At 66.3% G+C, this 26,180-nt stretch carries 22 protein-coding genes and 2 pseudogenes; 12 read left to right on the forward strand and 12 right to left on the reverse strand.

Annotated elements, in window-relative coordinates:
- Positions 1–18 precede the first annotated feature (18 nt).
- Both XcuCFBP2542_RS09505 and XcuCFBP2542_RS09510 read left to right on the forward strand, forming a co-directional pair.
- Positions 19–1,488 carry a DUF3375 domain-containing protein gene (locus XcuCFBP2542_RS09505; protein WP_104603338.1) on the forward strand — a complete coding sequence of 490 codons (1,470 nt, stop codon included), beginning with the start codon at positions 19–21 and terminating at the stop codon, positions 1,486–1,488.
- Positions 1,475–2,179: a DUF4194 domain-containing protein gene (locus tag XcuCFBP2542_RS09510; protein WP_104603339.1), complete on the forward strand. Its 705-nt coding sequence runs from the start codon at positions 1,475–1,477 to the stop codon at positions 2,177–2,179. The genes XcuCFBP2542_RS09505 and XcuCFBP2542_RS09510 overlap by 14 nt, the downstream gene beginning before the upstream one ends.
- 134 nt (positions 2,180–2,313) lie before the next feature.
- On the opposite strand, the gene XcuCFBP2542_RS20225 is transcribed toward XcuCFBP2542_RS09510, so the two are convergent.
- Complete coding sequence (locus XcuCFBP2542_RS20225; protein WP_276329809.1) at positions 2,314–2,436, reverse strand: hypothetical protein; 123 nt, start codon at positions 2,434–2,436, stop codon at positions 2,314–2,316.
- A 271-nt stretch (positions 2,437–2,707) separates the two neighbouring features.
- On the opposite strand from XcuCFBP2542_RS20225, the gene XcuCFBP2542_RS09515 reads away from it, so the two are divergent.
- A complete protein-coding gene (locus XcuCFBP2542_RS09515; protein ID WP_104603340.1) occupies positions 2,708–6,724 on the forward strand; it encodes an SbcC/MukB-like Walker B domain-containing protein in 4,017 nt (1,338 codons plus the stop codon).
- 78 nt (positions 6,725–6,802) lie between these two features.
- Here XcuCFBP2542_RS09515 and XcuCFBP2542_RS09520 read toward each other — a convergent pair whose 3' ends face one another.
- Positions 6,803–7,621: a sulfite exporter TauE/SafE family protein gene (locus XcuCFBP2542_RS09520; RefSeq protein WP_104603341.1), complete on the reverse strand. Its 819-nt coding sequence runs from the start codon at positions 7,619–7,621 to the stop codon at positions 6,803–6,805.
- A 46-nt stretch (positions 7,622–7,667) separates the two neighbouring features.
- Between XcuCFBP2542_RS09520 and XcuCFBP2542_RS09525 the strand changes: the two genes are divergently transcribed.
- The 4 genes from XcuCFBP2542_RS09525 (at position 7,668) to XcuCFBP2542_RS09540 (ending at position 11,632) form a co-directional block, all read left to right on the forward strand.
- Positions 7,668–8,057 (forward strand): YchJ family protein, encoded by a 390-nt coding sequence (locus XcuCFBP2542_RS09525; protein WP_104603342.1) that lies wholly within the window; start codon positions 7,668–7,670, stop codon positions 8,055–8,057.
- Between the two features lie 217 nt (positions 8,058–8,274).
- Positions 8,275–8,481, forward strand: coding sequence for a hypothetical protein (locus tag XcuCFBP2542_RS09530; protein ID WP_104603362.1), 207 nt, complete (start codon positions 8,275–8,277; stop codon positions 8,479–8,481).
- Positions 8,482–8,851: 370 nt separating this feature from the next.
- Entirely contained in the window at positions 8,852–10,387 is a 1,536-nt protein-coding gene (locus XcuCFBP2542_RS09535) for a DNA recombination protein RmuC (protein WP_211292991.1), read from the forward strand.
- Between the two features lie 693 nt (positions 10,388–11,080).
- Positions 11,081–11,632, forward strand: coding sequence for a glutathione peroxidase (locus XcuCFBP2542_RS09540; protein WP_104603344.1), 552 nt, complete (start codon positions 11,081–11,083; stop codon positions 11,630–11,632).
- A gap of 138 nt (positions 11,633–11,770) precedes the next feature.
- Here the strand turns inward: XcuCFBP2542_RS09540 and XcuCFBP2542_RS09545 are convergent, their stop codons facing one another.
- The 6 genes from XcuCFBP2542_RS09545 to XcuCFBP2542_RS09570 are packed head-to-tail and all read right to left on the reverse strand — an operon-like array spanning position 11,771 to position 15,855.
- Positions 11,771–12,823, reverse strand: a complete 1,053-nt coding sequence (locus XcuCFBP2542_RS09545; RefSeq protein ID WP_104603345.1) for an MlaA family lipoprotein — start codon at positions 12,821–12,823, stop codon at positions 11,771–11,773.
- A gap of 10 nt (positions 12,824–12,833) precedes the next feature.
- A complete protein-coding gene (locus XcuCFBP2542_RS09550; RefSeq protein WP_104603346.1) occupies positions 12,834–13,121 on the reverse strand; it encodes an STAS domain-containing protein in 288 nt (95 codons plus the stop codon).
- Complete coding sequence (locus XcuCFBP2542_RS09555; RefSeq protein ID WP_104603347.1) at positions 13,111–13,773, reverse strand: MlaC/ttg2D family ABC transporter substrate-binding protein; 663 nt, start codon at positions 13,771–13,773, stop codon at positions 13,111–13,113. Before XcuCFBP2542_RS09555 ends, XcuCFBP2542_RS09550 begins: the two co-directional genes overlap by 11 nt.
- Complete coding sequence (mlaD, locus tag XcuCFBP2542_RS09560; protein WP_104603348.1) at positions 13,770–14,303, reverse strand: outer membrane lipid asymmetry maintenance protein MlaD; 534 nt, start codon at positions 14,301–14,303, stop codon at positions 13,770–13,772. Before mlaD ends, XcuCFBP2542_RS09555 begins: the two co-directional genes overlap by 4 nt.
- Before the next feature lie 8 nt (positions 14,304–14,311).
- Positions 14,312–15,061, reverse strand: coding sequence for an MlaE family lipid ABC transporter permease subunit (locus XcuCFBP2542_RS09565; protein ID WP_104603349.1), 750 nt, complete (start codon positions 15,059–15,061; stop codon positions 14,312–14,314).
- A complete protein-coding gene (locus tag XcuCFBP2542_RS09570; RefSeq protein ID WP_104603350.1) occupies positions 15,061–15,855 on the reverse strand; it encodes an ABC transporter ATP-binding protein in 795 nt (264 codons plus the stop codon). Before XcuCFBP2542_RS09570 ends, XcuCFBP2542_RS09565 begins: the two co-directional genes overlap by 1 nt.
- Positions 15,856–16,234: 379 nt before the next feature.
- Between XcuCFBP2542_RS09570 and XcuCFBP2542_RS09575 the strand changes: the two genes are divergently transcribed.
- Entirely contained in the window at positions 16,235–16,522 is a 288-nt protein-coding gene (locus XcuCFBP2542_RS09575; RefSeq protein ID WP_104603351.1) for a DUF6916 family protein, read from the forward strand.
- Here the strand turns inward: XcuCFBP2542_RS09575 and XcuCFBP2542_RS09580 are convergent.
- Genes XcuCFBP2542_RS09580 through XcuCFBP2542_RS09595 form a run of 4 tightly spaced genes read right to left on the reverse strand, consistent with a single transcriptional unit; the run spans position 16,515 to position 18,809 of the window.
- Complete coding sequence (locus XcuCFBP2542_RS09580) at positions 16,515–17,087, reverse strand: GNAT family N-acetyltransferase (protein ID WP_104603352.1); 573 nt, start codon at positions 17,085–17,087, stop codon at positions 16,515–16,517. The genes XcuCFBP2542_RS09575 and XcuCFBP2542_RS09580 overlap by 8 nt on opposite strands.
- Before the next feature lie 3 nt (positions 17,088–17,090).
- The gene (locus tag XcuCFBP2542_RS09585; protein ID WP_104603353.1) at positions 17,091–17,627 is read right to left on the reverse strand and encodes a phage tail protein; all 537 of its coding nucleotides are present in this window, start codon (positions 17,625–17,627) and stop codon (positions 17,091–17,093) included.
- A gap of 59 nt (positions 17,628–17,686) precedes the next feature.
- On the reverse strand, positions 17,687–18,214 hold the full coding sequence (locus XcuCFBP2542_RS09590) for a phage tail protein (RefSeq protein ID WP_104603354.1): 528 nt from the start codon (positions 18,212–18,214) through the stop codon (positions 17,687–17,689).
- 49 nt (positions 18,215–18,263) lie between these two features.
- On the reverse strand, positions 18,264–18,809 hold the full coding sequence (locus XcuCFBP2542_RS09595; protein ID WP_104603363.1) for a phage tail protein: 546 nt from the start codon (positions 18,807–18,809) through the stop codon (positions 18,264–18,266).
- Positions 18,810–19,060: 251 nt separating this feature from the next.
- Here XcuCFBP2542_RS09595 and XcuCFBP2542_RS09600 point away from each other — a divergent pair, with 251 nt between their 5' ends.
- The 4 genes and pseudogenes from XcuCFBP2542_RS09600 to XcuCFBP2542_RS09610 all read left to right on the forward strand — a co-directional run.
- A complete protein-coding gene (locus tag XcuCFBP2542_RS09600; RefSeq protein WP_425478018.1) occupies positions 19,061–24,442 on the forward strand; it encodes a putative Ig domain-containing protein in 5,382 nt (1,793 codons plus the stop codon).
- Between the two features lie 348 nt (positions 24,443–24,790).
- On the forward strand, positions 24,791–25,219 hold the full coding sequence (locus tag XcuCFBP2542_RS19360) for a nuclear transport factor 2 family protein (protein WP_146090321.1): 429 nt from the start codon (positions 24,791–24,793) through the stop codon (positions 25,217–25,219).
- Positions 25,137–25,592, forward strand: a pseudogene (locus XcuCFBP2542_RS09605) (IS5 family transposase); the annotation flags it as partial. The gene XcuCFBP2542_RS19360 and the pseudogene XcuCFBP2542_RS09605, both read left to right, overlap by 83 nt.
- A gap of 224 nt (positions 25,593–25,816) precedes the next feature.
- Positions 25,817–26,092: pseudogene (locus XcuCFBP2542_RS09610) on the forward strand (transposase); the annotation flags it as partial.
- Positions 26,093–26,180 lie beyond the last annotated feature (88 nt).

The following is a 26,180-nucleotide window of genomic DNA, read 5'->3' on the forward strand; positions in this document are numbered from 1 at the left end:
GCAGCCCCTGCAGTCGCCATGAAGCACCAGGCACGGATTGCCGGCTATCGCCAGTTGCGCGAGCAGCCGGCCTGGAAACTGCTGGCCGCCGATCATGCCCCGGAGCTGATCGGCCTGCTGCAGACGCTGTTGATGGATGGCGAACGCCGGTTGCCGTCGGCAGTGCTGCACGCGCGCCTGCAGCGCCAGCTGGACGCGCTGCGCGGCGATGAACTTCTGCGCGAGCTGCCGCGCACCGCGCAGGCCTATCTGGCGCACTGGCTGGCGCAGGGCTGGCTGGAACGCCGCCTGCCCGAAGGCGCTGCCGAAGAGGAATACGAACTTTCGCGTGCGGCCACCCAGGCGATCCGCTGCATCGCCGGCCTGCGCGAGAGCGGCAGCAGTGCCACCGAGAGCCGGCTGTCGCTGGTGATCCAGCAGCTGGTGCAACTGGCCGGCCAGACCGAAGCCGACCCGGACACGCGGCTGGCCGCATTGCGCGAAGAACGCGCGCGCCTCGATGCCGAGATCGAGCGCGTGGCTGCCGGTCGCGTCGCTACGCTGGACGGCAAGCGCGCGCTGGAGCGCACCCGCGACCTCATCCACCTGTCCGACGAACTGGCCGAAGACTTCCATCGCGTCCGCGACGACTTCGAGCAGCTCAACCGCCAGTTCCGCGAGCGCATCATCGATGACGAAGGCGCGCGCGGCGATGTGCTGGAGCAGCTGTTCAACGGCGTGGACGTGATCGCCGACAGCGAGGCCGGGCGCACCTTCGAGGCGTTCTGGAGCCTGCTCAACGACACCCAGCAAAGCAGCCAGCTGGACCAGGCGTTGGACGCCCTGCTTGCACGCGGTTTCGCGCGCAAGCTCGATCGTCGCGAACGCGCCTTCCTGCGCGGGCTCACCGGCACGCTGCTGGAGCGCGGTGGCGAAGTGCACACGGTGATGCAGCATTTCGCACGCAGCCTGCGCGGGTTCGTGCAGAGCCGCGGCTATCTGGAACAGCGCAGGCTCAACCAGTTGCTCAAGCAGGCCCAGGGCGAAGCCCTGCAGCTGCGCGACAGCCTGCACGCCACCGCCGCCACCGGCTACACCCAGGCGCTGAGCAGCAGCCGGCTGCGCTCGCTGTCGCAATGGCGGCTGCACGACCCGCGGCTGACCCAGGTCGATGGCCGCGTGCACGCCGCCGATGCGGCGGACATCTCGCTGGACAGCGTGGGCGACCTGGTCGCGCAATCGGAGATCGATGTGCGCACCTTGCGCAACGATCTGTATGTGCTGCTTGGGCAACAGCTGCGGCTCACCATTGGCGATGCGCTGCAGCGGCGCCCTGCGGTACAGGGGCTGGGTAGCGTGATCGGTTATCTGTCGCTGGGCACGCGCCACGGCATGGTGATCGACGGCCAGATGGAGACGGTGCAATGGGAAGGCGGCGACGGCGCGGTACGCCGTGCGCGCATTCCCTTGGTGTGGTTTACCCGGGAGAAACGCAATGAACTGGTCTGAGCAGGCGCGGTCCGACATGCACAAGGACGACGAGGGCGCCGCCGACAGAGCCACGCCGCTGCGCGCCAGCGATGCCGCCGGCGACGTACCGGGCGGTGCGCTGTTCCTGGGCGACACCGGCACGCTGCCGTTCGAGGCGCGCCGCGCGCTGTGCCAGTTGCTGGCCGGGCCCAGCATCGATGCGCAGCGGCATGGCGCGTTATGGCCGGCGCTGCTGCGCAATGAAGCGGCCATCCGCCAGGTGTTGTGCGAGCTGTTCCTGGAGCTGGTGCTGGACCGCGAGGGCGGGGTGGCGTTCACCCGCCAGGCCGACACCGCCGAGCTGGAATCGCCCAGCTTGCTGCGCAGCGCGCCGCTGACCTTCATCGAGTCGGTGCTGTTGTTGTTTCTGCGCCAGCAGCTGGCCGAGGCGGATACGCGCGGCGAGCGCGCGGTGGTGGACGAGGCGCAGTTGGTGGAGGCGTTGTCGGTGTACGAGAAGAACGTCTCCACCGACAAGGCTGGGTTCACGCGGCGGGTGATGACGGCCATCGGCAAGATGCGCGACAACCAGTTGCTGTCGCGGCTACGCGGCAGCGAGGAGCGTTACGAGGTGTCGCCGGTGTTAAAGCTGTTGTTCTCGGCGGAGGATGTGCAGGCGTTGGTGCTGGCGTATCGGCAGTTGCGAGAGGGGGAGGTTGCGCTGGAGTGATGCCTCTTGCATCTCTCTTCTCCCTGCGGGAGAAGGTGCCCGAAGGGCGGATGAGGGCGCGGTGTCAGGCGGTGCGTGAAGTGTTACGGGTTGTGTTTGGTAGGGCAGAGCTTTCACGCCCTTTCGGGCGCGAGTCACTTTTCTTTAGCTTGTGCAAAGAAAAAGTAACCAAAAAGAAAGCACACCCCGTCCTCGCGCCCTCCGCGCCTGCGGCGCTGCGGGTGCGCAAGTCCGGCAGAAATTTTTGTAAGGGACATCCCTGTCCCTTACAAAAACCTCGCCCATCCATGCGCGCCGCCCTACGGCTTGTATCTGCCGGCCTTGCCGCTGCGGTATGGGGCCCCGAAATGCAAACTGCAACAGCAAACCTGCTCTTGTAGGAGCGACCCTGGTCGCGAAGCCGTCCACGCACGCCATCCGCTACCCTGTCCAAGCTCATCCCGCACCACCGCACCACAAAAAAATGCGTCACCGTTCGTGATGGTCTGTCCCTGGCACCTCTGTCGTTCCGTTATTGGTGAGTGAGCAATGAATTTCCAGTCCAACCTGTCGCCGGCGTCGCCGGGTGCTTCCTTGTTCGCCGAGACGCTGGCCGAGCAGCGTGCGCAGCAGTTCCGTATGCGGCGCCTGCAGGTGCACAACTGGGGCACGTTCAACGGCTTGACCGAGGTGCCGATCGCCGAGAAGGGCTTTTTGTTCGTCGGGCGCTCGGGGTCGGGCAAGTCCACCTTGCTGGATGCGATGTCGGCACTGCTGACGCCACCGAGCATCGTCGACTTCAACGCCGCCGCGCGCGAGGCCGAGCGTAGCGGTCGCGATCGCAATCTGGTGTCGTACGTGCGTGGGGCCTGGGCCGATCAGCAGGACAGCGCGTCTGGCGAGATCGCCACGCAATACCTGCGCAAGGGTGCCACCTGGACGGCGCTGGTGCTGGAATACCGCAACGCGCAGGGCGAGGCGGTGAGCCTGATCCGGTTGTTCTGGATTGCCGGCAGCGGCAATGCGGCCGCCGATGTACGCCGCCACTACATGGTGGCGCCGCGCCGCTTCGACGTGGCCAGCGAGCTGGATGGCTTCGACCTGGACCTGCGCAAGCTCAAGGCGCGGCTGGGCGAGGAGGTGGCGCATTTCGATGGGTTCTCCGGTTACGCCGAACGCTTCCGGCACGCGCTGGGCATCGGCAACGAGATGGCGCTGCGCTTGCTGCACAAGACTCAGTCGGCCAAGAATCTGGGCGATCTCAATGCGTTTCTGCGCGGCTTCATGCTGGACGAGCCGCGCACCTTCGAAGCCGCCGATCGGCTGGTGGAGGATTTTGCAGAGCTCGATGGTGCGCACCATGCGGTGGTCACTGCACGCCGCCAGGTGGAGACGCTGACGCCTGCGCGCGAGCACCATGCGGCGCTGATGGCGTTGCGCCACAGCGTCGGCGAGTTGCGCGAGCTGCAGTTGGGCGTGGACAGCTACCGCGAGCAGCAGCGGCTGGCCCTGCTGGATGAGCGCTTGCAGGAGCTGGACAACCAGGACCGCGGCCTGGCCGGCGAAGAAGGCCAGCGCCGCGAATCGCTGGACAACCACGAACAGAAGCTGGTCGGGCTGGAACGCGAGCAGCGCGCCGCCGGCGGCGAGCAGATCGAAGAACTGGAACGCGAGCGTGCGCGCGTCGAGCGTGAGCGCGACGAACGCCTGCGCCGTCGTACGCTGATCGAACAGGCCTGCCGCCAGCTCGGTACCGCCCTGGCGGCCGGGGCCAGCGGCTTTGCCGCGCAGATCGCGCATGCGCAAACCGTACTGGACAACGGCAAGCACGACGCCAGCGCGCTGGACGATGCGATCGCCGAGCGCATGGGCGCGCGCCGCGACGACGAACGCCGCTTTGCCGAGATCCGCGCGGAACTGGATGCGCTGAAGCGCGCGCCATCGAGCATGCCCGCACCGATGCAGGCCCTGCGCGCACGGCTGTGCGAAGACACCGGCATTGCCGAGGCCGCGCTGCCGTTCGTCGGCGAGCTGGTGCAGGTGCGTGATGACCAGATGGCCTGGCGCGGTGCGATCGAGCGTGTACTGCACGGCTTTGCACAATCGCTGCTGGTGGACGAGCGGCATTACGCGCAGGTCAGCGAATGGGTCAATCGCACCCACATCGGCACGCGCCTGGTGTATTTCCGTGTGCGTCGCAACGACGAGCTGCACTCGCGGCGGGTCGATCCCGACGCGCTGCCGGGCAAGCTGCAATTGCGCGAGCACGCCTTCACCGAGTGGCTGCGCAACGAGCTCACCCGCCGCTTCGATTACGCCTGCGTGGACAACGCCACCGCGCTGCGCAACGCCGACCGCGCCATCACCCGCGAGGGCCAGGTCAAACACCCCGGCGATCGCTATGAGAAGGACGACCGCCACGCGGTCAATGATCGCAAGCGGTGGCTGCTCGGCCACGACAACCGCGACAAGCTCAAGGTGTTCGAGCGCGAAGCGCAGGCGCTGGCGCAGCGCATTGCCAGCTGCGATGCCGATGTCGCAGCACTGCGCAAGCAGCGCGAACAGGACCAGGAACGCCAGCTCGCCGCGCACACGCTGGTGGAGCGCGACTGGGACGAGATCGACGTTGGCCCCAAGCTGCAGCGCCTGAGCGATATTGATGAGCAGCTGGTGCAGCTGCGCGAAGGCAACAGCGGTTTGCGCGCGCTCGGCCAGGCCATCGATACCGCACGCACCTTGCGCGACCAGGCCAAGCGCACCTATGACGATGTGCGGCTGGAACGCGCGCAACTGGCGCGCGAGCGCGTACGGCTTGCGCAGCAGCATGCGGCGTGCGCGGGCCGCGCTGGCACTGCCACGCTCACGCCCACCCAATTGCAGGGGTTGCGGGAACGGCTTGCCGCATTGACCCCGCTGTCGCTGGACAATCTGGAAGCGCATTTCCGTGTGGTCGAGCGTGGCCTGGCCGAGCAACTCGCCGAAAGCCAGGGCCGCGACAGCCGGCTCAGCGCGCAACTGCTGGAATGCTTCCGCAAGTATTGCCAGCAGTGGCCCGAAGACAGCGGCGACTTCACCGTGAGTCTTTCCAGCGCCGACGATTTTCTCGCACGGCTGGATCGGCTGGAAAGCGATGGCCTGCCGCGGCACGAGCATCGCTTCTTCGACCTGTTGCAGACCCAGAGCAAGAACAACCTGCTGGCCTTGCAGCGCCACACTGCCGAGGCCCACAAGGGCATCAAGCAGCGCATGGACGAGGTCAATGCCAGCTTGGAGCAGGTGCCCTTCAACCGCGACACCATCCTGACCATCGAGGTCAGCGACCGCCGCCTGACCGAGGTGCAGGAATTCCAGCAGCAGTTGCGCGCGGTGCTGTCGCACCAGCAGACCGAAGATCGCGCCTTGGCCGAGGCGCAGTTTTCCACCTTGCGTGCGCTGGTGGCGCGGCTGGGCGCGCAGGAGCCGGAGGCGCGGCGCTGGCGCGAACAGGTGCTGGACGTGCGCCTGCATGTGGAATTCATCGGCGTGGAACTGGACGCGCAAACGCGCGTGCAGGTGGAGATCTACCGCAGCGGTGCCGGCAAGTCCGGTGGTCAGCGGCAGAAACTGGCCACCACCTGTTTGGCGGCGGCACTGCGTTACCAGCTCGGTGGCGAAGATGGCGAACTGCCGCGCTATTGTGCGGTGGTGCTGGACGAAGCCTTCGACAAGGCCGATAACGAGTTCACCGCATTGGCGATGAACATCTTCGAAAATTTCGGCTTCCAGATGGTGGTGGCCACGCCGTTGAAGTCGGTGATGACGCTGGAACCCTTCATCGGCGGGGCGTGTTTCGTGGAGATCAGTGGCCGTCATAACTCCGGCGTGTTGCTGATCGAATACGACGAACAGGCGCAACGCTTGAAGCTGCCCGAACGCTCGCGTGGCGATGAGCCAGCGGTTGCCGATGCGACGGACGCTGCGCCATCGCTCACGGCTGCGAGCGAGCCTGCAGGAGTGCAGGGTGCTGCAAACGCAGATGGCATGGCAACGGATGCCGTTCCAGCGCATCCGACAGTGCCAGCGGCGTACGAGGCATCGCCCGCAACGGAGAACACGCGCAGCAACAAGCGCAAACAGTCACTGGCGACGGCGAACAAGCAGACCAAGAAAGCCAGGACTGCATCGCCTACGCGCGCCACGGTACAGGCTCAAGTAAAAAAGACGGGCATATCGTCCGTGGCCAGCGAGCCGGCATCGGACAAACACGCAGGGGGTGGGTCGCACGCGCAGGCGGTGCCTTCGCCAGCAACGGCGTCCGCGCCCAATCCGGCCAAGCCTGCACGGTCGTCAAGAACGGGCAAGCCGATCGCCGCGCCACGCACATCCAAGGTCACATCGAAGAAGGCCGCCACAGCATCTGCGGCAGCGAAAGCCACCACCGCCAAGCCGCGTGCAACAACCGCGTCGACGGGGCGGCCAGCACGTGGTGCCGGCAAGACAGCCTCGGCACGCGCGGCGACGAAACCGTCGCCAGCCAAGAAGCGCGGCGCCAAGGTAGGCACCCCGCAGACGCGCGGCAAGCGCTGACACAGTGCACGTTGACGCTACTTGCCCGGGTGGCGTCACCGGCTTCGATCACCTCGCCCTGGCAGCGGGTTTCCACGGCTAGTGCAGCAGATCCCAGCCCATCTTGCCGATCAGCACGATCACCAGCACCAGGAACAGTTTGCGGATCAATGGCGTGCCACCGCGTAACGCCATCCGCGTGCCGACTACCGCGCCGGCCACGTTCGCTGCCGCCATCGGGATGCCGATCGCCAACATCACTTGTCCGCTGGGCAGAAAGAACGACAACGCGGCAAGGTTGGTGGCCAGGTTGACCACCTTGGCTGCCGCCGAGGCGCGCAGGAAATCCAGCCCGAAAAAGCGGATGAACAGGAAGATCAGAAAGCTGCCCGTGCCTGGGCCGAAGAACCCGTCGTAGAAGCCGATTGCCGCCCCCATCGCCAATGCGGTCGCCAGTTCGCGACGGCCGATCTGGCGTGGCCGGTGCAGCGCACCGAAATCCTTCTTGATCAACGTGTAGATCAGCATCGCGACCAGTAGCACCAGGATCAGCGGCCGCACCGCGTGCTTGGGCATCAGGCTGACCGCGGTCGCGCCCAGGAACGAAAACGTGAATGCTGCCGCCGTTGCATACAGCACCGGCCGCCACGGGAAGCGCACCGTGCGCGCATACCGCCAGGCCGACGCCCCGGTGCCGAACATTGCGCTGAACTTGTTGGTCCCCAGGATCAACGATGGCGCTTGCTGCGGCAGTGTTGCGAACAGGCCTGGCAACTGGATCAATCCACCGCCGCCGACCGCCGCATCCACCAGCCCGGCGACAAACGCAATGCACAGCAGCCACGGCAATTCGGTGGGAATCAATTCCAGCAAGGCCACGCTCCGCAGGACGAGGGCGACAGCATAGCCGCCGCTCATCCCTCCCCGCTCCCCAATTCCCAGTCCCATCCCGCACAATCCCCGCATGCCGACCTCCACGCCTACCGACCCCTGTCCCTGCGGTCGTCCTGCCGGGTACGCGCGCTGCTGCGGCCAGTACCACGCCGACGCGGCCGCCCCCGATGCCGAAACCCTGATGCGTGCGCGCTACAGCGCCTACGTGCGCCGTGATGTCGCGTACCTGCTGTCCAGCTGGCACCCGTCCACCCGCCCGGCCGAACTGCCCTTGGACGAAGGTGGCCGTACCACCTGGCTCGGCCTCACCGTCCAGCGTGCCCTTTCCACCAGCGAGGACAGCGCCGAGGTGGTGTTCCTGGCGCGCTACCGCATTGGCGGCGGCAGCGCGGTCCGCATGACCGAGCACAGCCGCTTCGTCCGCGAAGATGGCTGCTGGTTCTACCTCGACGCTTGTTGATCGGCCGGCGCAGTGGGTTCAGTCCCACGCCCACCGTCGCCATGGTCGAGGGCCGGTGGCCTGCTTCTGCGGCACCCCGCACCCGGCGCCATGTCACCGTCGTCCGCCATTCATCCGATCAATGGCATCAGGCGCGGGGATTTGTCGACATGGCGTTCGCAGCCGATCCGCCAAGCTTGCCGCGCTGGCGGGACTCGCCGTGGGGGTGCACGCGATCATGGGAACCTTCAATTTCTGGCTGTGGGCATTACTGGCCATCGTGGTCTTCGCGGTCGTGCTGCCGGCGGTGCTGGCCACCGTCATGGTGCGCTTCGGGCCGCGCCACGACGCACCGCCACCTGCACGCCTGCGCCGGACCGTCGATGGCAGTCTGGCGGCAGCAACGCTTTCGCTGCTGACCGGCATCGCCGGCGACGGCCACTAACGCGGTCACGCGACCAATCGCAGCACCAGGCAGGCCGTCGGCATCGAGGCGATGGCGCCACCGGCAAACCCTCCGCCACCGCGCGTGCTGGTCCTGGTCAAGGCGGTAGTGCCACACGACGCGCACGCCATGCGGCGTCCTCCAGGCGGCCATCGCGAAGGCGGCTTCAACGCGGGCGTCGCCGCGCTGTTCGGCTGACCCACGACAGGGCTGCCGACGCCCCACCTCAACCCTGCCGCAGGCTGCCGCACGGCGATCACCTACGGCACGCACCGCACCGCACCGACGCAGCCCCTGCGACCGGCGCCGTTACACTGCACGCATGTCATCCGAATCCCTGATCCTTCTCGGGCTGCTCTGTGCAGTCTTCGTGCTGCAGCTGGTCATGCTGCTGCGGCGTTCCTCCACCGGCGGGCTGGAGCAGGCGCTGCGCGCCGAGCAGCGCGAAGGCCGCGGCGAATTGCGCGACCAACTCGAAGGCCTGTCCCGGCAGCAGGACGCGCGCCTGGAAACCTTCGCGCGTCATCTCAGCGAGCTGTCCACCCGTACCGACCAACGTCTGGACCTGCTGCGCGAGGCGCTGGGCGAAGACGCACGCAAGGCCCGCGAAGAGGGCACGCTGGCGCAGCAACGCACCGGCGAGCTGTTGACGGCCCGCCTGACCGAACTGCGCACCCAGCTGGAAGGATTCGGCCAGCAGCAGGAAACCCGCATCCACGTGTTCGGCCAGCAATTGAGCGAACTGATCGCGCGCACCGACACGCACATGGCCGCCTTGCGCGAGGCGCTGGCCGAGGATGCGCGCAAGAGCCGCGCCGAAGCGGGGCAGTCGCAACAGCGCTTCACCGAGGCATTGGGCCTGCGCCTGAGCGAACTCACCCAGCGCAACGAGCTGCGCATCGGCGAAATGCGCGCCACGCTGGAACAGCAGCTGGCCAGTCTGCAAAGCGACAACGCCAGCAAGCTGGAACTGATGCGCGCCACCGTCGACGAAAAACTGCAGACCACGCTCAATACGCGGCTGGATGCCTCTTTCCAGCTGGTCTCCGAGCGGCTGGAGCAGGTGCAGCGCGGCCTGGGCGAGATGCAGCAACTGGCCACCGGGGTGGGCGACCTCAAACGCGTGCTGACCAACGTCAAGAATCGCGGCGGCTGGGGCGAGGTGCAGCTGGACAACATTCTCGAACAGACGCTCACTGCCGAGCAGTACGCGCGCAGCGTACGGGTACGCCCGGAGACCAACGAGGCGGTGGATTTCGCGGTGCGCCTGCCCGGGCGCGGCGATACCGACACGCCGGTGTGGCTGCCGATCGATTCCAAGTTCCCGCGCGAGGATTACGAGCGCTTGCTCGACGCGCAGGAAACCGGCGACGGCGAGCAGATCCGCCTGCTCGGCAATCAACTCGAGCGCGCCATCCGCATCCAGGCCCGGTCGATCAGCGACAAGTACATCTGCCCGCCGCACACCACCGATTTCGCGGTGATGTTCCTGCCCACCGAAGGGTTGTACGCCGAAACCATCCGCCGGCCCGGTCTGGTCGATGTGTTGCAGCGCGAACACCGGGTGGTGATCGCCGGCCCCACCACCGTCACCGCCTTGCTCAACAGCCTGCAGATGGGATTCCGCACGTTGGCGATCGAAAAGCGTTCCAGCGAAGTGTGGGGTCTGCTGGGTGCGGTCAAGAGCGAGTTCGGCAAGTTCGCCGGCATCCTGGAAAAAGCGGAGAAGCAGATCAGCACGGTGGGCCGCAGCCTGGGCGAGGCCAGCCGCAAGACCCGCACCATCGAACGCCGCCTGCGCGGCGTGGAGACCTTGTCCACCGATCAATCGCAGGCGCTGCTCGACGACGCCGGCAACGACGACACCGGTAGCACGGACGACCAAGCCGGCGACGAGCAGGAATAAGGGATGTCACGGATCACCGCGTCCGTACCCCAACCGACGTGATGTAGGAGCGCGCCCGGGCGCGATGAAGCGTTCCCGGTGGTGCCCCATCGCGCCCAGGTGCGCTCCTACAGGGCGGAAGGCATCGCAGCGCCCCCGGATACCCACCGACGTGACGTAGGAGCGCCCCCGGGCGCGATGAAGCGTTCCCGGTAGTGCCCCATCGCGCCCAGGTGCGCTCCTACAGGGCGGAAGGCATCGCAGCGCCCCCGGATACCCACCGACGTGATGTAGGAGCGCCCCCGGGCGCGATGAAGCGTTCCCGGTGGTGCCCCATCGCGCCCAGGTGCGCTCCTACAGGGCGGAAGGCATCGCAGCGCCCCCGGATACCCACCGACGTGATGTAGGAGCGCCCCCGGGCGCGATGAAGCGTTCCCGGTGGTGCCCCATCGCGCCCAGGTGCGCTCCTACAGGGCGGAAGGCATCGCAGCGCCCCCGGATCCCAACCGACGTGACGTAGGAGCGTCCCCGGGCGCGATGAAGCGTTCCCGGTGGTGCCCCATCGCGCCCAGGTGCGCTCCTACACGACCAAAGGCACCCTGCCGCCCAGCGCCAGGCGGTTCTGCTTCGATTCACCGGCGGGTCCGCATGCGCGCGCGCCTGTGCAGGCGGGGCGGTCTATGCTCTGGGGCCCCTTGCAACCAGGCCGCGCCAATGCACCAGAGTATCCACGACATTCCCCTGACCCGCATCGATGGCGCTTCCGCCACCCTTGCCGACTACCGCGGCAAGGTGCTGCTGGTGGTCAACGTCGCCTCCAAATGTGGATTGACCCCGCAATACACAGTCCTGGAAGCGCTGTATCGCGACAAACAGGCCGCCGGTCTGGAGGTGCTGGCGTTTCCGGCCAACGATTTCAACGGCCAGGAGCCCGGCAGCAACGCAGACATCGCCCAGTTCTGCCAGCTGACCTACGAGGTCACCTTTCCGATGTTCTCCAAGATCGCCGTGACCGGTGCCGATATCCATCCGCTCTACCAGGCATTGACCAGCGCGCAACCGCAGGCGGTCGGCGACGGCCCGATGCGCGAGAAGCTCGCCGGCTACGGCATCGTTCCCAATCCGATGCCCGGGGTGCTGTGGAATTTCGAGAAATTCCTGGTCGGCCGCGACGGCGCCGTTATCGCTCGCTTCGCCCCCGACGTGCCGGCAGACGATGCCCGCCTGCGCGCCGCAGTGGACGCGGCACTGGCGAGCGCTGCGTAGGCGCAACCGTCCGGCATCGCGCAGTACCGACCCGTGGCAGTTCGTCACCGCCACTCACACCCCTAGCGCGTCCTGTGCGCCAACAACACTCCCGGGATCACTCCCGCGTGTGTTGTTCACAACAGCGTTATGGTGCAGTTACCGGATCCACTGCGGGATCGGCATCGCATTGCCGGGCACGGTGTTGTCCTTGTCGTCGCGCAGATAGTCCGGCAGCTCGGTGTTGTCGCGATTGCTGCGCAAGTCGCGGGTGATCTGGTAATTGCGTCGCTGCATCCATGCGTCGCGGGTCAGCGCATACTCATCCGGAGCCTGGTCGCGCAGCGCGTCCAGTGACATCAGCTGCGCACGCGTATCCACCAGCTGCAGGCCCTGCAGCGCAAAGCGCGCGCCGCTGTCGTCGACATGGCGTATCCACGACAGCGGGATGTCGCCGGCCAGGCCAAGGGTATCGCGCACGGTGCGCGGGCCGAACAGCGGCAGCTCGAAATAGCGCGAGTTACGCCAGCCCCAGGCACCCAGGGTCTGGCCGAAGTCCTCGCTGCGTCGCGGAATGCCGGCAGCCGTCGCCGGGTCGAACAGGCCCGCCACACCCACGGTGGTGTTCATCACGAAGCGGCCCAGCGACTGCGCCGCATGCACCGGATGCCCCTGCAGCAGCTGGTTGACCATGGTCAGCGGCGTGCCGAGGTTGTCGAAGAAATTGGTCACGCCCAACCGGGCCGGGCCGGGTATCACCTTGGTGTAGGCGGTCGCCAGCGGTCGCGCCACGCCACGGTCCACCGCAAGATTGAAGCGGTGCATGCCGCGGTTGTAGCGTTCCCACGGGTCGTAGGCCGGTGCCGCTCCCGGTTGCGCCGGTGCGCCATTGGCGCCGGCCTGCGGGGTGGTCGGGCCGTACAGCGCATCGAAATCGTCTTCGGCCGTGGTGGGAGCGCCTGCGGCTGCCGAGGCCCCGGCGGTCGCGGCCGTGGTGCCATCGTCGGTTTGCGGGTCAGCGGGCGTGGCGCTCGGCGTAGCCGTCACTGTGCCGGGCGTGGCCGGTTGCGCATTCGCTCCGGCCTCGTCGCGGGGAAGCGGCGAGGCACTGGCGGCAGGCGCGGCCGGCGGCGGCGCGGATTTCGGGGCATGGCTGGCGCAGGCACCGAGCAAGAGGCAGGCCAACAGGGGAATGCAACGGAACTGGGTCATGGCGTGGCGCTCAGGCCTGGAAATCGAGAGTAGGGGACAGGCGGTACGCGGCGCGCAGGTCGTCCAGCGCGGACGTCCCACCCACCAGCGCCACCGCACCGTGTGCGCGCGCGGCCAGTTCGGCCAGCATCGCCACACCGGCGCTGTCCAGACGTTGTACACCCGACAGGTCCAGCGTGCGGACGCCATCCAGCTGCGCCACCGCCTGCGGCCATGCCGCCGTCACCGCCGCACGGTCGAACACGCCGGTGAACACCAGCGTGTCGCCGTTGCGCTGCACCGGGCTGTTACTTGCCATTGGCCGGGGGGGCGCCCACCTGCAGGCCACCGTTGCGCAGATCCGCAGCGACCTTGGCGATGCCCTTTTCGCGCAGCGGGCCATCGAACTGGGTCTTGAAGGTCTGCACGTAGGAGATGCCTTCGATCATCACGTCGAAGATCTTCCACTGGCCGCCGACGTTGCGCATCAGGTAGTCGACCGGGGTCGGGTCGTTGCCGGCACGCAGCAGGTCGGTGGACACCTTGACGCCGCGGTTGCCCGGCAGCGCGCTCTCGGACTTGCCACGGAAGCTTGGCTTGCCTTCGAAGTTGAGCAGGGCGGTGCCATAACGCTGCATCAGGTTGTCGGCCATGGCATCGGCAAACAGCTTGATGTCCGCATCGGACGCGCCGCGGCCATGCACGCCCAGCACCAGGCGTGCGGCGTAGTCGCGGTCGAAGGCCTTGTTCAATTCGCCGTCGATGTACTGGCGCAGCGCCGCCGGGTTGCTGCGGAATTCGGCGCGGCGCTGTTCCAGCGTGCCCAGGATACGGGTGCTGCTGTCGATGACGGTCTTGGTGGCCGCCCCTTGCGCAGGCGCGCTGGCGGCGGCCGGCTGTGCCAGCACGGTGGCCGGTGCGCACACCAGCAGGGTGGAGGCCAGGACGGCGGAGAGCAGGGTGGTCTTCATTGATGCGGTTCCGTTGAGGAAGAAGCGGGCTGGGCAGGCGGGGCGGCCTGACCGTTCGCAGCGGATTTATCACCGCCGCCACTGAACATGTACTTGCCGACCAACTGCAGCAGATCCACCGCCGGCTGGGTGAAGCCAATCTCTTCGCCCGGCTTGAGCGTTTCCGGGTCGCCGCCCGGCTGCAACCCGATATAACTCTCGCCCAGCAGTCCGCTGGTGAAGATGCCGGCGGAGGTGTCGGCAGGCAGGTCCTTGTACTTGGTGTCCAGCGACAGGGTCACCACCGAATCGAACTTGGTGGGGTCCAGGCTGATGTCGGCCACCTTCCCAATGGTCACGCCACCGATCTTCACCGGTGCCTGCGCGCGCAGCTGGCCGATCTGGCTGAAGCGCGCAATCAAGGTGTACTGGCTGGAGCCGAAGCCCCAACGCTGGTTGGTCGAGGCCACCGCCAGCACCAGCAACGAGGCCAGGGTCAGCAGCAAAAAGGCGCCGACGGCGAATTCGAGTCGTGGTCCACGCATGGCCATGGGCTATCTCACCTGAACAACATTGCAGAAAGGACGAAGTTGAACATCAACACCAGCAACGAGGCGTTCACCACCGCGCGCGTGGTGGCGATCGAGGTGCCTTCGATGGTCGGCTCGGCATGGAAGCCCACGTAGGCGGCGACCAGCGCGGCAGTGCCGCCGAAGATCGCCGACTTGAGCAGTGCCACGCCGAAGTCGTCCCAGAAGTCCACGCTGGTGCGCAGCCCCGACCAGAACGTGCCGTTGTCGATGCCCAGCACATGCACCGCTTCGAAATAGCCGCCGGCGATGGCCAGCGAGCAGAACACCCCGGTCAGCAGCGGCACCGTCAGCACCGCCGCCCAGAAGCGCGGCGCCACCGCCTTGGCCACCGGGTCGATGGCCATCAGCTCCAGCGCCTTGATCTGGTCGGTGGCACGCATCAGGCCGAGCTCGGCGGCGATCGAGCTGCCAGCGCGGCCGATGAACAGCAGCGCGGTCAGCACCGGCGCCAGCTCGCGATACAGCGACAGCCCCAGCAGCGTGGACAACGCATCGGACGCACCGTAGGTGGAGAGCGTGCGGTAGCCCTGCAAGGTCAGCACCAGGCCGACGAAGGCACCGCCCACCGCAATGATCGGCAGCGAGCGCGCGCCGACCTTGTAGATCTCGCGCACCAATTCGGCGATGAAATCGCGCGTGGGCAGCGAGCCGCGCACCACCGTCAGCGAGAACAGGCCGGCGCGGCCAAGACTGCGGATGGATTCGACCAGGGCCATCAGGCGGCGCTCCGGTCGCGGCGCGGGGCGGCGTCGAAGGCGATCGGGCCATCCGGCTGGCCGTGCAGGAACTGCTGCACCAACGGGTCGGTACTGTCCTGCAGTTGTTCTGGCGTGCCGGCGAACACGATGCCGCCATTGGCGATCACCACCGCCTGGTCGCAGATCGGCAGGGTCTCGTGCACATGGTGGCTGACGATGATGCTGGTCAGGCCCAGGCTGTCGTTGAGGCGCTGGATCAGGCTCATGATGACTCCCGAGGCGATCGGGTCCAGCCCGGTCAGCGGCTCGTCGTAGATCATCAGCGGCGGGTCCAGCGCCAAGGCACGCGCCAGTGCCACGCGCCGGGCCATGCCGCCGGACAACTCGCGCGGCCAGGCATCGGCGGCGGCGAGCAGGCCCACCGCATGCAGCTTCATCTGCACCAGGCGCCGCAGCACCGGCGCCGGCAGGCGCGTATGCGTGCGCAGCGGCAAGGCCACGTTGTCGGCCACGCTCAGGTCGGTCAGCAGCCCATTGCCTTGCAGCAGCACGCCGACGTTGCGGCGCATCTCCAGCAGCGCACGGTTGCCGTGCGGGATGGGGTTGCCGAACAAGGTGACGGTGCCGGCCAGCGGGCGTAGTTCGCCGGTCAATGCGGCCAGCAGCGTGGATTTGCCGCTCCCCGACGGACCGAGCACGGCGGTGATGCTGCCGCGCGGCACCTGCAACGAGACGTCGCGCAGGATCGTGCGCCCGCCGCGATCGATGCGGACGGCGGACAGGTGCACCACGGGGGGAGCGGACGCTGACATCCAGGCCTTTAACAGAATTCCAACGCGATAGAGTAACCGTCACACGGCTGAACATAACCGAACCGCCGCGTGTACTATTGTCGCATCATGCGTCAACGTTGCAGTCCTTTGGTGAAGCATGCTTCATGCAACAACGTGTCCTACAACGCAGGACACGCCTCGTTCGCCAAACCTACGCGGTGAGGGAGCAGGGCCGCGGGTGCCCGGGCTTGGTCCGGCATGCCGGGGATGCGCACCCCGGACACTAGCCGGGCCACTCTCTAACGGCTGCCGGCCGACCCGGATCTGTCGAGTGCGTCGCGTTGTTGGCATCGGCGTCTTGTCGGATCGGCGCCAAGAAGCAACGATCCGCGCTACATCGTCGCCGAAGGAGGTATCCATGGAATTGCTGACGCTTGAACATTTCGCCGGTAGCGTCAACGAGACCTTCGCCGCCGCATTGAACGATGGCGAAGTGCCCTTCGTGCTGGTGGAAGCGAGGCCGCTGAAGAACGCGGTCAACCCGCAACGTGCGCCATTTTCGTTGCTGTTCCGCAATAGTTCCGCCTTCCTGTTTCCGCAGCAGACCTACCAGATGCGCCATGCACGCCTGGGCGAAGTGGGCATTTTTCTGGTGCCGATCGCGCGTGAGCGCGATGGGTTCCTGTATCAGGCGGTGTTTAACTGACCTGCTCCGACGGCTGAGCAGGCCGCCGCCAGTGCATCTGCAGATGCGTCTGATTGCTGCAGCCGGCAACGAAGCCGTGGCGGTCGTACAGGCGACGGGCGGACGGATTGGCGTGCAGCACGTGCAACGACAACACGCATCCGGCCGCACCCGCCCACGCCTGCGCACGGGCGATCAGCTGCGAGCCGATGCCTTGGCCACGCCACTCCGGCAACAGGCTGATATCGATCAGCGTATGCTGCGCCGCGCCGCGGTGCAGATACAAGCGGCCGACACGTAGGGCGTTCACCTGCACGAGCAAGAAGTCGGCATCTGCAAAATGCTGCCGATAATGCGCGCGCTGCAGGGTGAATTGTTGCCCGGTGAACGCGCGCTTGACCGCGTCCGGCCAGGGCACGCTGGCGAGTTCGTCGCTGCGCGTGCTGGCGTAAAGCTGTTCCAGCCAGGCCAGGTCATCGGGTTGTTCGGGCCGCAATACCAACGCCGCCGCCGTCGGTGCACAGGCCACCTTCGTCCCGGATTGCAGGCGCGCGGACGCCTGCGCAACGTGCTTGGGGGCCGGCATCGCTCAGGGAAACACCGGGTAGTCGCCCTGTAGCGCGATGCAGAAGTTCAATGCCAGGTAGGGCTGCCGGTTCTCGTGTGGCAGACCGGCACCGGTGGGGAGCAGCATGACCGGAGAGAACTGCTTGTCCGGCGCGGCATTGGTGAAGGGCCGCTCGCTGTTGATGCTCAGGTTCGAAAACGCCGCGCCGCTTGCCGGGGTGCCGCTTTTCTTGGTCTGATCGGTTTGCGCGTAGGCGTTGACACCATGCTCATGCGAAGGCATCTGCGTGGTGAGCAGACTCACCGATGCCGCGCCGAAGGCGTTGCCCATCGCGTGTGCGGTCAGGCCCGGGCCCGGGCCCTGTTGGCAACCGGCACGCGCGCAGAAGTTCGGTAACTGGAAAGTACTGCTGCCATTACCGCCGTAGGCCAACGCGAGCAGTGAGAACAGCGCGGTGTTCTGCGCCACCGGCAACGTGGCACCGTTGCACAGTGCCCATCCGTACGGGTTGTAGTCGAAGCCGAATAGCTGGATTTCGCCGAGATAGGGTTCGGTCATGTTGCGTATCTCCGAGGGAGCGGATGCGCGCTGCAGCCAAGCCGGCGCAGTGCGCCGGATCAGGCCTGCTGCGGGAAGATGCCGAGGGTGGCGATGCAGTACTGCACCGTGAGCGCCGGCATCAGGTTGTCGTGCGGCTGGCCGCCGCCGGCGTACGAGGTGCTCTGCCCTGACATCGGCTGTGCGGTCGCGTTGGTCAAATCGCTCACGTAAAACGTTGTCCCGCCGACTGCGGCCGGCAGCAGGCCGGCCGGTGCGCTGGCGGTCGCGGTGGCGGTGGTGGCCTGCGCGGTATGCGTATGCGCCGGCAATTGCAGCTCGGTCAGCGTCACCGTTTCAGTGCCGCCGGATTTACCCAGGACATAGTTGTTCAGCGCCGGTCCCTGGCCTTGGTGCACCGGCAGGCGGCCGCGCAGGTCCGGAACGCCGAAGGTCGTCTGACCGTCGCCGCCGTAGGTGGTGCCCAGCAGCATGAACAGTGGTTCGTAGTCGGAAATCTTCAGCGCCGAGCCGTCGCATGCCTGCCAGCCCTGGGGCGTACGACCGAAGCCGAACATGCGGATTTCGCCGATGAATGGAGTGCCCATGAGATCCCTCTTGATCGATGACGCGCCGTATGCGCGCAGATGGAGACGGCTAGTTGCGCGACGGGAAGATGCCGGACAGCGCAATGCAGAAATTCAGCGCTGTGTAGGGCTGCAGGTTCGGGTGCGCCTGGTTGCCACCGGCGGTCGCGACCGTGGCCTGGGTCAGCGGCACCAGCGCTCCCGGCGCGGCATACAGCGAGGTGACCGCTGCGGCTGTACTGACATTGGCGGCAAACACCCGCCCGCCTGGCGCGCGGTTATTGCCGGCAGCACTGGCGCACTCCATCAGGTGGACGTGCGGGGGCAGGTTGTCGGGTGCCAGGGTTACCGTCTCCGCACCTGCGGCCTGGGCCATCGGCACCGGCGACGGTTGCCAGATCGGATCGACCGAGGGCCCATATCCGACCGGTGTGCGCCCGCGCAGGTCCGGCAAGGCGAAGGTGGTTCTGCCATCGCCGCCGAAACGCGTGCTGAGCAGGCTGAACAATGCCTGGTTCTGGTTGACGGGCAACAACTGACCATTGCATTGCGCAAAAAACTTTGGCGCGAAGGCGAAGCCGGTCAGCATGACCTGACCGATGAAGTACTCGCTCATGCGGATCTCCTTGCGTAGGTGCTGCACCGACAGCCGTCGGGGTGTGGCGTACAGATACCCGCCAAGGCCGTGTCCGGCAAGCCTCACATGTTCAAAACTGGGATGAAGTATTAATTTTTTGTTCTTTAACTGGCAGTCAGTTCCTGTTCCAATGCCTTCGCAATGCCGGAAGGGGCTTTCTTCGGGGCGGCATTGCCTTCAGGCACGAGGACCGTGCTGGCGCCGGGGTGGCGCTTCTCCAGGGGTAGAACGTGAACAAGTTGCAGGGGCGTGGGATGAGGGCTGGCGTGCCGGTGCGCCGGGTCGTGGCGTGGGTGGTGTTTGCTCTGGCGATGCTGTTGCCTGGCTTGGCCTGGTCGCAAGGCGCGTCCGCGTACTGCCCAACGCAGAACCGGACCATCAATCAGGGCCAGTCGGCCACGTTCGACGTGACCAATTGCGATGGTCCCACCGACATCGGAATGGGCGATGACCCCAGAAACCCGCTGGCCCCTTTCGGCAACGGCGGAGGTAATGGCAGCACTCCCAACGGAACCATTGTCCTCAGTGAGCTGGCCGGACCTCCCAACAACACGCAGACCGTCACCTATACGCACGGAAACAATAGCGCCACGTCCGACACGTTCTACCTGCGCGACGAGGACGAGAATGTCCTCACCTTCAACATCACCATCGTGCCGTCGCGATCCGCCAGCATTGCGGTGACGCCGGCCAGCAGTTTGGAAAACAGCGGCGGCTCGTTCGTCTACACGGTCACGCTGAGCCAGACCAACAGCATGGCCACGACGGTGAACCTGACCCGCAGCGGTAGCGCGGACAGCGCCAACGACTATTCCGGCGCGCTAAGCACCGTCGTGATTCCGGCCAACGCCACGTCGGCCAGCTTTACCATCACCCCGACCCCCGACGCGACGGTGGAAGCCGATGAGACGGTCGTCTATACCGTTGGTACCGGTACCGGGTACGTCCCCGGCAGCCCGGGCAGCGCCACTGCCATCATCGTCAACGATGACTTTCCCGTCGCGAGCATTGCGGTGTCCCCGGCCAGCGTGGCCGAAAATGGCGGGAACAACCTGCTCTATACCGTCACCCTGAGCCAGGCCCCGACCTCGCCCGTCTCGATTGGTTTCGTCACTGGCGGTTCGGCGACGTCCGGCACTGACTATACAGCTGTCAATTCGTCGCTGGTCATTGCGGCCGGCCAGACCACCGGCACCATCACCATCGTGCCCAGCCCCGACACCACCGCCGAGCCCGACGAGACCGTGACCATCACCCTGGACAATGGCAGCGGTTACCTCGTGGGTGCGCCAGCCAGCGCCACCGGCACCATCGCCAATGACGACCAGCCGGCGCTGTCGATCAACGACGTCTCCCTGAGCGAAGGCAATGCCGGCACCACCAATGCCACCTTCACGGTATCGCTCAGCCAACCGGCCGGCGCCGGCGGCGTCACCTTCGACATCGCCACCGCCAATGGCACCGCCACCGCTGGCGTGGACTACGTGGCGTCCAGCGCCACCGCGCAAACCATTCCCAACGGCAGCAGCAGCGCCACCTTCACCGTGCTGGTGAACGGTGACACCCTCAACGAGCCGAACGAAACCTTCTTGGTCAACGTCAGCAACGTCGCCGGCGCCAGCGTGACCGATGCACAGGGAGTGGGCACCATCGTCAACGACGATGCACTACCGGCGTTGTCGATCGATGACGTCAGCGTCAACGAAGGCAATAGCGGGACCGTCACGGCCACGTTCACGGTGAGCCTGAGCGCTGCCAGCGCGCAGGCGGTCACCGTCAACTACGCCACCGCCAATGGCAGTGCCACCGCCGGCAGCGACTACACCGCCGGCTCGGGGACGCTGAATTTTGCGCCCGGCGTCACCACGCAGACCGTGGTCATCACCGTCAATGGCGACCTCACGGTCGAGTCCAACGAAACATTCAGCGTCAATCTGTCCGGTGCCACCAATGCCGCCGTCGCGCGCGCGACCGGCACGGGCACCATCCTCAACGACGATGTGGTGGTCACCATCGCGCCGACGTCGTTGCCGGCGGCTACTGCCGGCACGGCGTACAGCCAGAACCTGAGTGCCGCAGGCGGCACCGCACCTTACAGTTTCGCCATCACCGGCGGCGCGTTGCCGGCCGGGCTCACCCTGAGCGCCACCGGCGTGCTGGCCGGCACGCCCACCGCCAGCGGCAGCTTTGGCTTCACTGTGACGGCTACCGACAGTGGTGTCCCGAGCTCCGGCAACCGCGTCTATACGCTGACCGTGGGCGCGCCGGCCATGACCCTGCCGGCGACCACCTTGCCCAACGGCACTGCCGGCCAGGCCTACAGCGCGCCGATCACCCCGGCTAGTGGCGGCATCGCACCGTACACCTACGCGCTCAGCACCGGCGCGTTGCCGCCGGGAATCTCGATCAATAGCGCGACCGGCGCGCTCAGTGGCGTGCCGACGGCGCCAGGCAGCGCCAGCTTCACCCTGACTGCGACCGACAGCACCGGCGGTACGCCCGCACAGGCCAGCCAGAACTATGCACTCAACATCGTTTCGCCCAGCATCGTGGTGGCACCGAGCAGCTTGCCCGCTGCCACGCGCGGCACGGCCTACAGCCAGGGCTTGAGCGCCAGTGGCGGCGCTGCGCCATACACCTATGCGATCAGCAGCGGGGTGTTGCCGGCGGGCCTGAGCTTGGCCAGCAATGGCACGTTGTCGGGCACGGCCACGGTGGAGGGCAGCTTCAGCTTCACTGTCCAGGCCACCGATGCGAATACCTTCACCGGAACGCAGGCCTACACGTTGACGGTAGCTGGCCCGAATCTGGTGCTGCCAGCTTCCACCCTGCCGGCTGGCACAGCCGGTCAGGCGTATACGGCGGCCATCACCCCAGCCACCGGCGGCACCGCGCCCTACAGCTATGCGCTGAGCGCGGGCACACTGCCGGCCGGCATCGTGGTGGATGCGGCCACGGGTGGATTGAGCGGTACGCCGACGGTGGCGGGCAGCTTCACCTTCACGCTCACCGTTTCCGACAGCACGCCCAGCCCGGCTGCGCAGGCATCGCGCAGCTATTCGCTGACCGTCGCTGCTCCGCAGGTGGTGGTGGCACCGAGCAGCTTGCCCGGCGCCACGCGCGGCACGGCCTACAGCCAGGGCTTGAGCGCCAGTGGCGGCGCTGCGCCGTACACCTATGCGATCAGCAGCGGGGTGTTGCCGGCGGGCCTGAGCTTGGCCAGCAATGGCACGTTGTCGGGCACGGCCACGGTGGAGGGCAGCTTCAGCTTCACTGTCCAGGCCACCGATGCGAATACCTTCACCGGAACGCAGGCCTACACGTTGACGGTAGCTGGCCCGAATCTGGTGCTGCCAGCTTCCACCCTGCCGGCTGGCACGGCCGGTCAGGCGTACACGGCGGCCATCACCCCGGCCACCGGCGGCACCGTGCCGTACAGCTATGCGCTGAGTGCGGGCGCACTGCCGGCCGGCATCGTGGTGGATGCGGCCACGGGTGGATTGAGCGGTACGCCGACGATAGCGGGCAGCTTCACCTTCACGCTGACCGTTTCCGACAGCACGCCCAGCCCGGCTGCGCAGGCATCGCGCAGCTATGTGCTGACCATCGGCGCTGCCACGCTGGTGATTGCGCAGGGCACGTTGCCGCCGGCCGTGAGCGGTACCGCATACACACAGACGCTGGCCTCCAGTGGAGGGGTGGCGCCTTACGGTTTCGCGGTGAGCAGCGGTACCCTACCGGCGGGCCTGACCCTGGCCAGCAACGGCACGCTGTCGGGCACGCCCAGCGCTGCGGGCACCAGCAACTTCACCATTACCGTGACCGACCGCAGTGCCGCCAGCGCCTCGCAGGCCTATACCTTCACCGTTGGCGGTGCCGCGCCGGTAGCGGTGGCAGACACCGCCGTAACCATGGATGGCACGGTCGTGACCGTGGCGGTGACCGGTAACGACACCGGGACGATCAGCGCCGTCGCCATTACCACCGCGCCTGCCAATGGCACGGCGGTCGTCGATGGGCTGCAGGTGATCTATACGCCGAACGCTGGCTTCATCGGCACCGACGTGCTGCGCTATACCGCCACCGGTAGTGGCGGCACCTCGGCCGCAACCACGCTGACCATCACCGTCAACGCGCGGCCGGTGGCGGTATCGATCACCGCAGAAGCGGTACCTGGCGAAGCGCAGCAGGTGGACCTCACCCGTAATGCCACCGGCGGGCCATTCGTGACCGCCGCAGTGGTGGCGGTGCTGCCGGCCTCGGCAGGCACGGCCAGCATCACCCGTGTTGGCGGTGCAGCCATTGCCTCGGCGGCGGGTGCCTCCGGCCCATCGACGGCGGCCACTGCCATGGCCGAGCCGCCCAGCTTCGTACTGACCTTTACACCCAACCCGGCCTTCGTTGGCCAGGCCACGGTGCAGTTCACCCTGTCCAATGCGTTCGCCACCTCCATCCCGGCCAACGTTGTCTTCAACATCGCGCCGCGCCGCGATCCGAGCCAGGATTCAGAAGTACGTGGCCTGGTAGATGCGCAGTCCGAGTCCACGCGGCGGTTTGCGCGGGCGCAGATCGACAACTTCCAGCGCCGTCTGGAAGCGACCCATCGCGGTGGTGGCGGCGTCAGCAACGCGGTGAGCTTCCAGCCCACCTCGCATTGCCGTGAGGCCGACCGCGGCACCGGTGCGCAGCACTGCCACCCGGACACGCAGGACGCCGACAACGACTTCCGCGATGCGCCTGCGGTGGCAACAGGCAGCAGCACCGGTGCGCAGGGCCAGGGCGATCTGGGCCTCTGGGTCGGCGGTGCGATCCGTTCGGGCAGCTTGAACCGGCAGGCCAACAGCAATGGCGTGGATTTCCAGACCGACGGCTTGAGCGTGGGTGCCGACTACCGGCTGGCGCAGTCGCTGGCGATCGGTGCTGGCCTGGGTTGGGGCCGCGACGACAGCGATGTTGGCACACGCGGCAGCCGCAGCAAGGGCACCGCGTACACCATGGCCCTGTATGCCAGCTTCCATCCGGGCAAGGCGTTCTTCTTCGACACCCTGGTGGGCTACCAGCTGCTGTCCTACGACTTGCGCCGTTTCGTGACCGACGACAGCTCGCTGGCCGAAGGCAACCGCGACGGCAAGCAGTGGATCGCCTCACTGTCCACGGGTGCGGACCTGCAACGAGGCGAGCTGCAGGTGACCCCGTATGCGCGCGTGGATGTGGCACGCGCCACGCTGGATGGCTATGTCGAAGACGGTGTGGCGCCGTTCGCGCTGCGCTATGCCGACATGGACGTGGCCACCAGTACCGGTAACCTGGGCCTGCGCCTGGAATGGCGCCGCGAAGTGGCCTGGGGCCGGCTGACTCCGCAGTTGCGCGTGGAGTATCAGCGCGACTTCCAGGGTCGCGGCGATGCCACGTTGAGCTATGCCGATCTCAGCGGCGGTCCGTTCTACCGCACCGGGCAGGCCGCGTTCGACCGCAATCGCCTGATGGTGGGTATCGGCGCGGCGTTGCTGACCGAGCAGGGCCTGTCCACGCGGCTGGAATACCGCGGCATCACCGATGGCGACAGCAATACCGATCAGACCTGGATGCTCAACCTGGAAAAGAAATACTGATCGCCTCGATCGTCAGGCGGGTTAGCGCAGCGGGCCGGGGAGCATCCTCCCCGGCCCGCTGCGCATTACCCATTGCCAACCATGGCTGCGGTGGCCGGCACTGGCGTACGTATTCGCGCGCAGCTGCGGCATACCGTGCGCAGGCCTGCGTTACGCCTCGCTCAAAACTGACCGTGCCATCACCGTGGACAACTTACCCTCCGAAAAGCGCTCGGACCAACGCTTGCGTCAGAGCGGCTCGCATGACCGCAGCCGGCTCGGCTGGATGTCGATACTCCCGAGTGCCATTCATGGCGCTCTCCACATGAGGCGGAATGCTGGCGTTCAATTGATCGGAGATAGGGAAGCATGACAAATGACGCCGATCTGTTCCCGAATCGGTCGTCTCTTCTGAGGCAGGCGCTGGGTGATTTGATTTCTCCTGAAGCGACCTCGTTCCTCGATATGTGCGATGACGATATCGTTTTCGAATTTCCCTATGCACCGGAGGGAACGACTGCGCGTCTTGCAGGAAAATCGACACTCGAGGCCTATCTTCCGACGGTAGCGCAATTGCTGACGATTCAATCGATGAGCCTTGGTCGAGTCATCGTTGCCGCAGGGGGGGACGCAGCCACGATCGAATTCAGCTGCAAGGGATATTCCAACGAGACAGGCGCGGGTTACGACCAGGTCTACGTGTCAGTGGTTGAAGGGCGAACGCGATCCGGTAATGCACCAGACCAAGAAGGGCAACCAGTACTACTTCGGGATGAAGGCGCACATTGGCGTGGATGATGAGTCCGGATTGGTGCACCACGTGGAATGCGCGGCGGACATCACGCAGGCGCACAAACTGCTGCACGGCAAGGAAGACACGGTGAGCGGGGACAGCGGCTACACCGGATTGGACAAGCGCGAAGAGATGGCGAGCAAGCGCAAGCTGCGCTACCTGATCGCAGAAAAGCGCTCGAAGTTGAAGCAGATCAAGAACAAACGCGCGTTGAAGCGGGCAAAGCGTTGGGAGCACACCAAGGCCAGCCTGCGGGCGAAGGTGGAGCATCCGTTCCGCGTTATCAAACGCCAGTTCGGCTACGTCAAGGTGCGCTATCGCGGTTTGGCGAAGAACACCGCGCAGGTGTTGACGCTATTTGCGCTGTCGAACCCGTAGCTGAAGCGAAAGCACTTATTGCCTGCGATGGCCGAGTTGCGTCTGTAGTCCGGGAAAACCCTCGGAAATGCGCTGAAAACGGCGAAAATCGAGGGTCTGAACGAGTTTTACGCGACCCAGGACGGCTTTTTCCGTCTCCTGGCGGCGTTGATCAGACAATCCCTAATCCTACTGTGTCATATAAATGTTATTCTGCATGCAATCCACACCGCGCTGAGATGAACATGGCCGCAGTCAGTCACCAAGCGCGTTTTTCCGCCTATCTGGATGACCTATCCGCTGCGCTTGGTCATGCTGATCGCGCGGCGGGCTTACACGGTTATTGCCGGGGATTGATGCTGCCGTTGGAGCGCAAAAGCGTAGAGCCGCTGGCGGCGCATGTGGATCCGCTGCGGACACGGGCTCGGCATCAGGCGTTGCACCATTTTGTGGCCAAGTCGGATTGGTCCGATGCGGCGGTGCTGGAGCGCGTCCGTCAGTACGTCTCATCGCATATGGATTCCTGATTAGCCCCATTCCTCAGCCGGTAGTTGCAGGATTTGCGACGGGTCGGCTGGACAATGGCCCCACTTGAAGGCAACGGAGGTG

The sequence above is a fragment of the Xanthomonas cucurbitae genome (assembly GCF_002939885.1).
Taxonomy (GTDB): Bacteria; Pseudomonadota; Gammaproteobacteria; order Xanthomonadales; family Xanthomonadaceae; genus Xanthomonas; species Xanthomonas cucurbitae.

What these genes read in the sequence shown, in the direction of transcription:
- XcuCFBP2542_RS09555 (WP_104603347.1), bottom strand. Translation starts at nt 13,773, where the DNA reads ATGAAGACCACCCTGCTCTCCGCCGTCCTGGCCTCCACCCTGCTGGTG.
- XcuCFBP2542_RS09530 (WP_104603362.1), top strand. Translation starts at nt 8,275, where the DNA reads ATGGGAACCTTCAATTTCTGGCTGTGGGCATTACTGGCCATCGTGGTC.
- XcuCFBP2542_RS09575 (WP_104603351.1), top strand. Translation starts at nt 16,235, where the DNA reads ATGGAATTGCTGACGCTTGAACATTTCGCCGGTAGCGTCAACGAGACC.
- XcuCFBP2542_RS20225 (WP_276329809.1), bottom strand. Translation starts at nt 2,436, where the DNA reads ATGTCCCTTACAAAAATTTCTGCCGGACTTGCGCACCCGCAGCGCCGC.
- XcuCFBP2542_RS09540 (WP_104603344.1), top strand. Translation starts at nt 11,081, where the DNA reads ATGCACCAGAGTATCCACGACATTCCCCTGACCCGCATCGATGGCGCT.
- XcuCFBP2542_RS09505 (WP_104603338.1), top strand. Translation starts at nt 19, where the DNA reads ATGAAGCACCAGGCACGGATTGCCGGCTATCGCCAGTTGCGCGAGCAG.
- mlaD (WP_104603348.1), bottom strand. Translation starts at nt 14,303, where the DNA reads ATGGCCATGCGTGGACCACGACTCGAATTCGCCGTCGGCGCCTTTTTG.
- XcuCFBP2542_RS09510 (WP_104603339.1), top strand. Translation starts at nt 1,475, where the DNA reads ATGAACTGGTCTGAGCAGGCGCGGTCCGACATGCACAAGGACGACGAG.
- XcuCFBP2542_RS09550 (WP_104603346.1), bottom strand. Translation starts at nt 13,121, where the DNA reads ATGGCAAGTAACAGCCCGGTGCAGCGCAACGGCGACACGCTGGTGTTC.
- XcuCFBP2542_RS09590 (WP_104603354.1), bottom strand. Translation starts at nt 18,214, where the DNA reads ATGGGCACTCCATTCATCGGCGAAATCCGCATGTTCGGCTTCGGTCGT.
- XcuCFBP2542_RS09520 (WP_104603341.1), bottom strand. Translation starts at nt 7,621, where the DNA reads ATGAGCGGCGGCTATGCTGTCGCCCTCGTCCTGCGGAGCGTGGCCTTG.
- XcuCFBP2542_RS09545 (WP_104603345.1), bottom strand. Translation starts at nt 12,823, where the DNA reads ATGACCCAGTTCCGTTGCATTCCCCTGTTGGCCTGCCTCTTGCTCGGT.
- XcuCFBP2542_RS09580 (WP_104603352.1), bottom strand. Translation starts at nt 17,087, where the DNA reads ATGCCGGCCCCCAAGCACGTTGCGCAGGCGTCCGCGCGCCTGCAATCC.
- XcuCFBP2542_RS19360 (WP_146090321.1), top strand. Translation starts at nt 24,791, where the DNA reads ATGACAAATGACGCCGATCTGTTCCCGAATCGGTCGTCTCTTCTGAGG.
- XcuCFBP2542_RS09525 (WP_104603342.1), top strand. Translation starts at nt 7,668, where the DNA reads ATGCCGACCTCCACGCCTACCGACCCCTGTCCCTGCGGTCGTCCTGCC.
- XcuCFBP2542_RS09585 (WP_104603353.1), bottom strand. Translation starts at nt 17,627, where the DNA reads ATGACCGAACCCTATCTCGGCGAAATCCAGCTATTCGGCTTCGACTAC.
- XcuCFBP2542_RS09515 (WP_104603340.1), top strand. Translation starts at nt 2,708, where the DNA reads ATGAATTTCCAGTCCAACCTGTCGCCGGCGTCGCCGGGTGCTTCCTTG.
- XcuCFBP2542_RS09565 (WP_104603349.1), bottom strand. Translation starts at nt 15,061, where the DNA reads ATGGCCCTGGTCGAATCCATCCGCAGTCTTGGCCGCGCCGGCCTGTTC.
- XcuCFBP2542_RS09595 (WP_104603363.1), bottom strand. Translation starts at nt 18,809, where the DNA reads ATGAGCGAGTACTTCATCGGTCAGGTCATGCTGACCGGCTTCGCCTTC.
- XcuCFBP2542_RS09570 (WP_104603350.1), bottom strand. Translation starts at nt 15,855, where the DNA reads ATGTCAGCGTCCGCTCCCCCCGTGGTGCACCTGTCCGCCGTCCGCATC.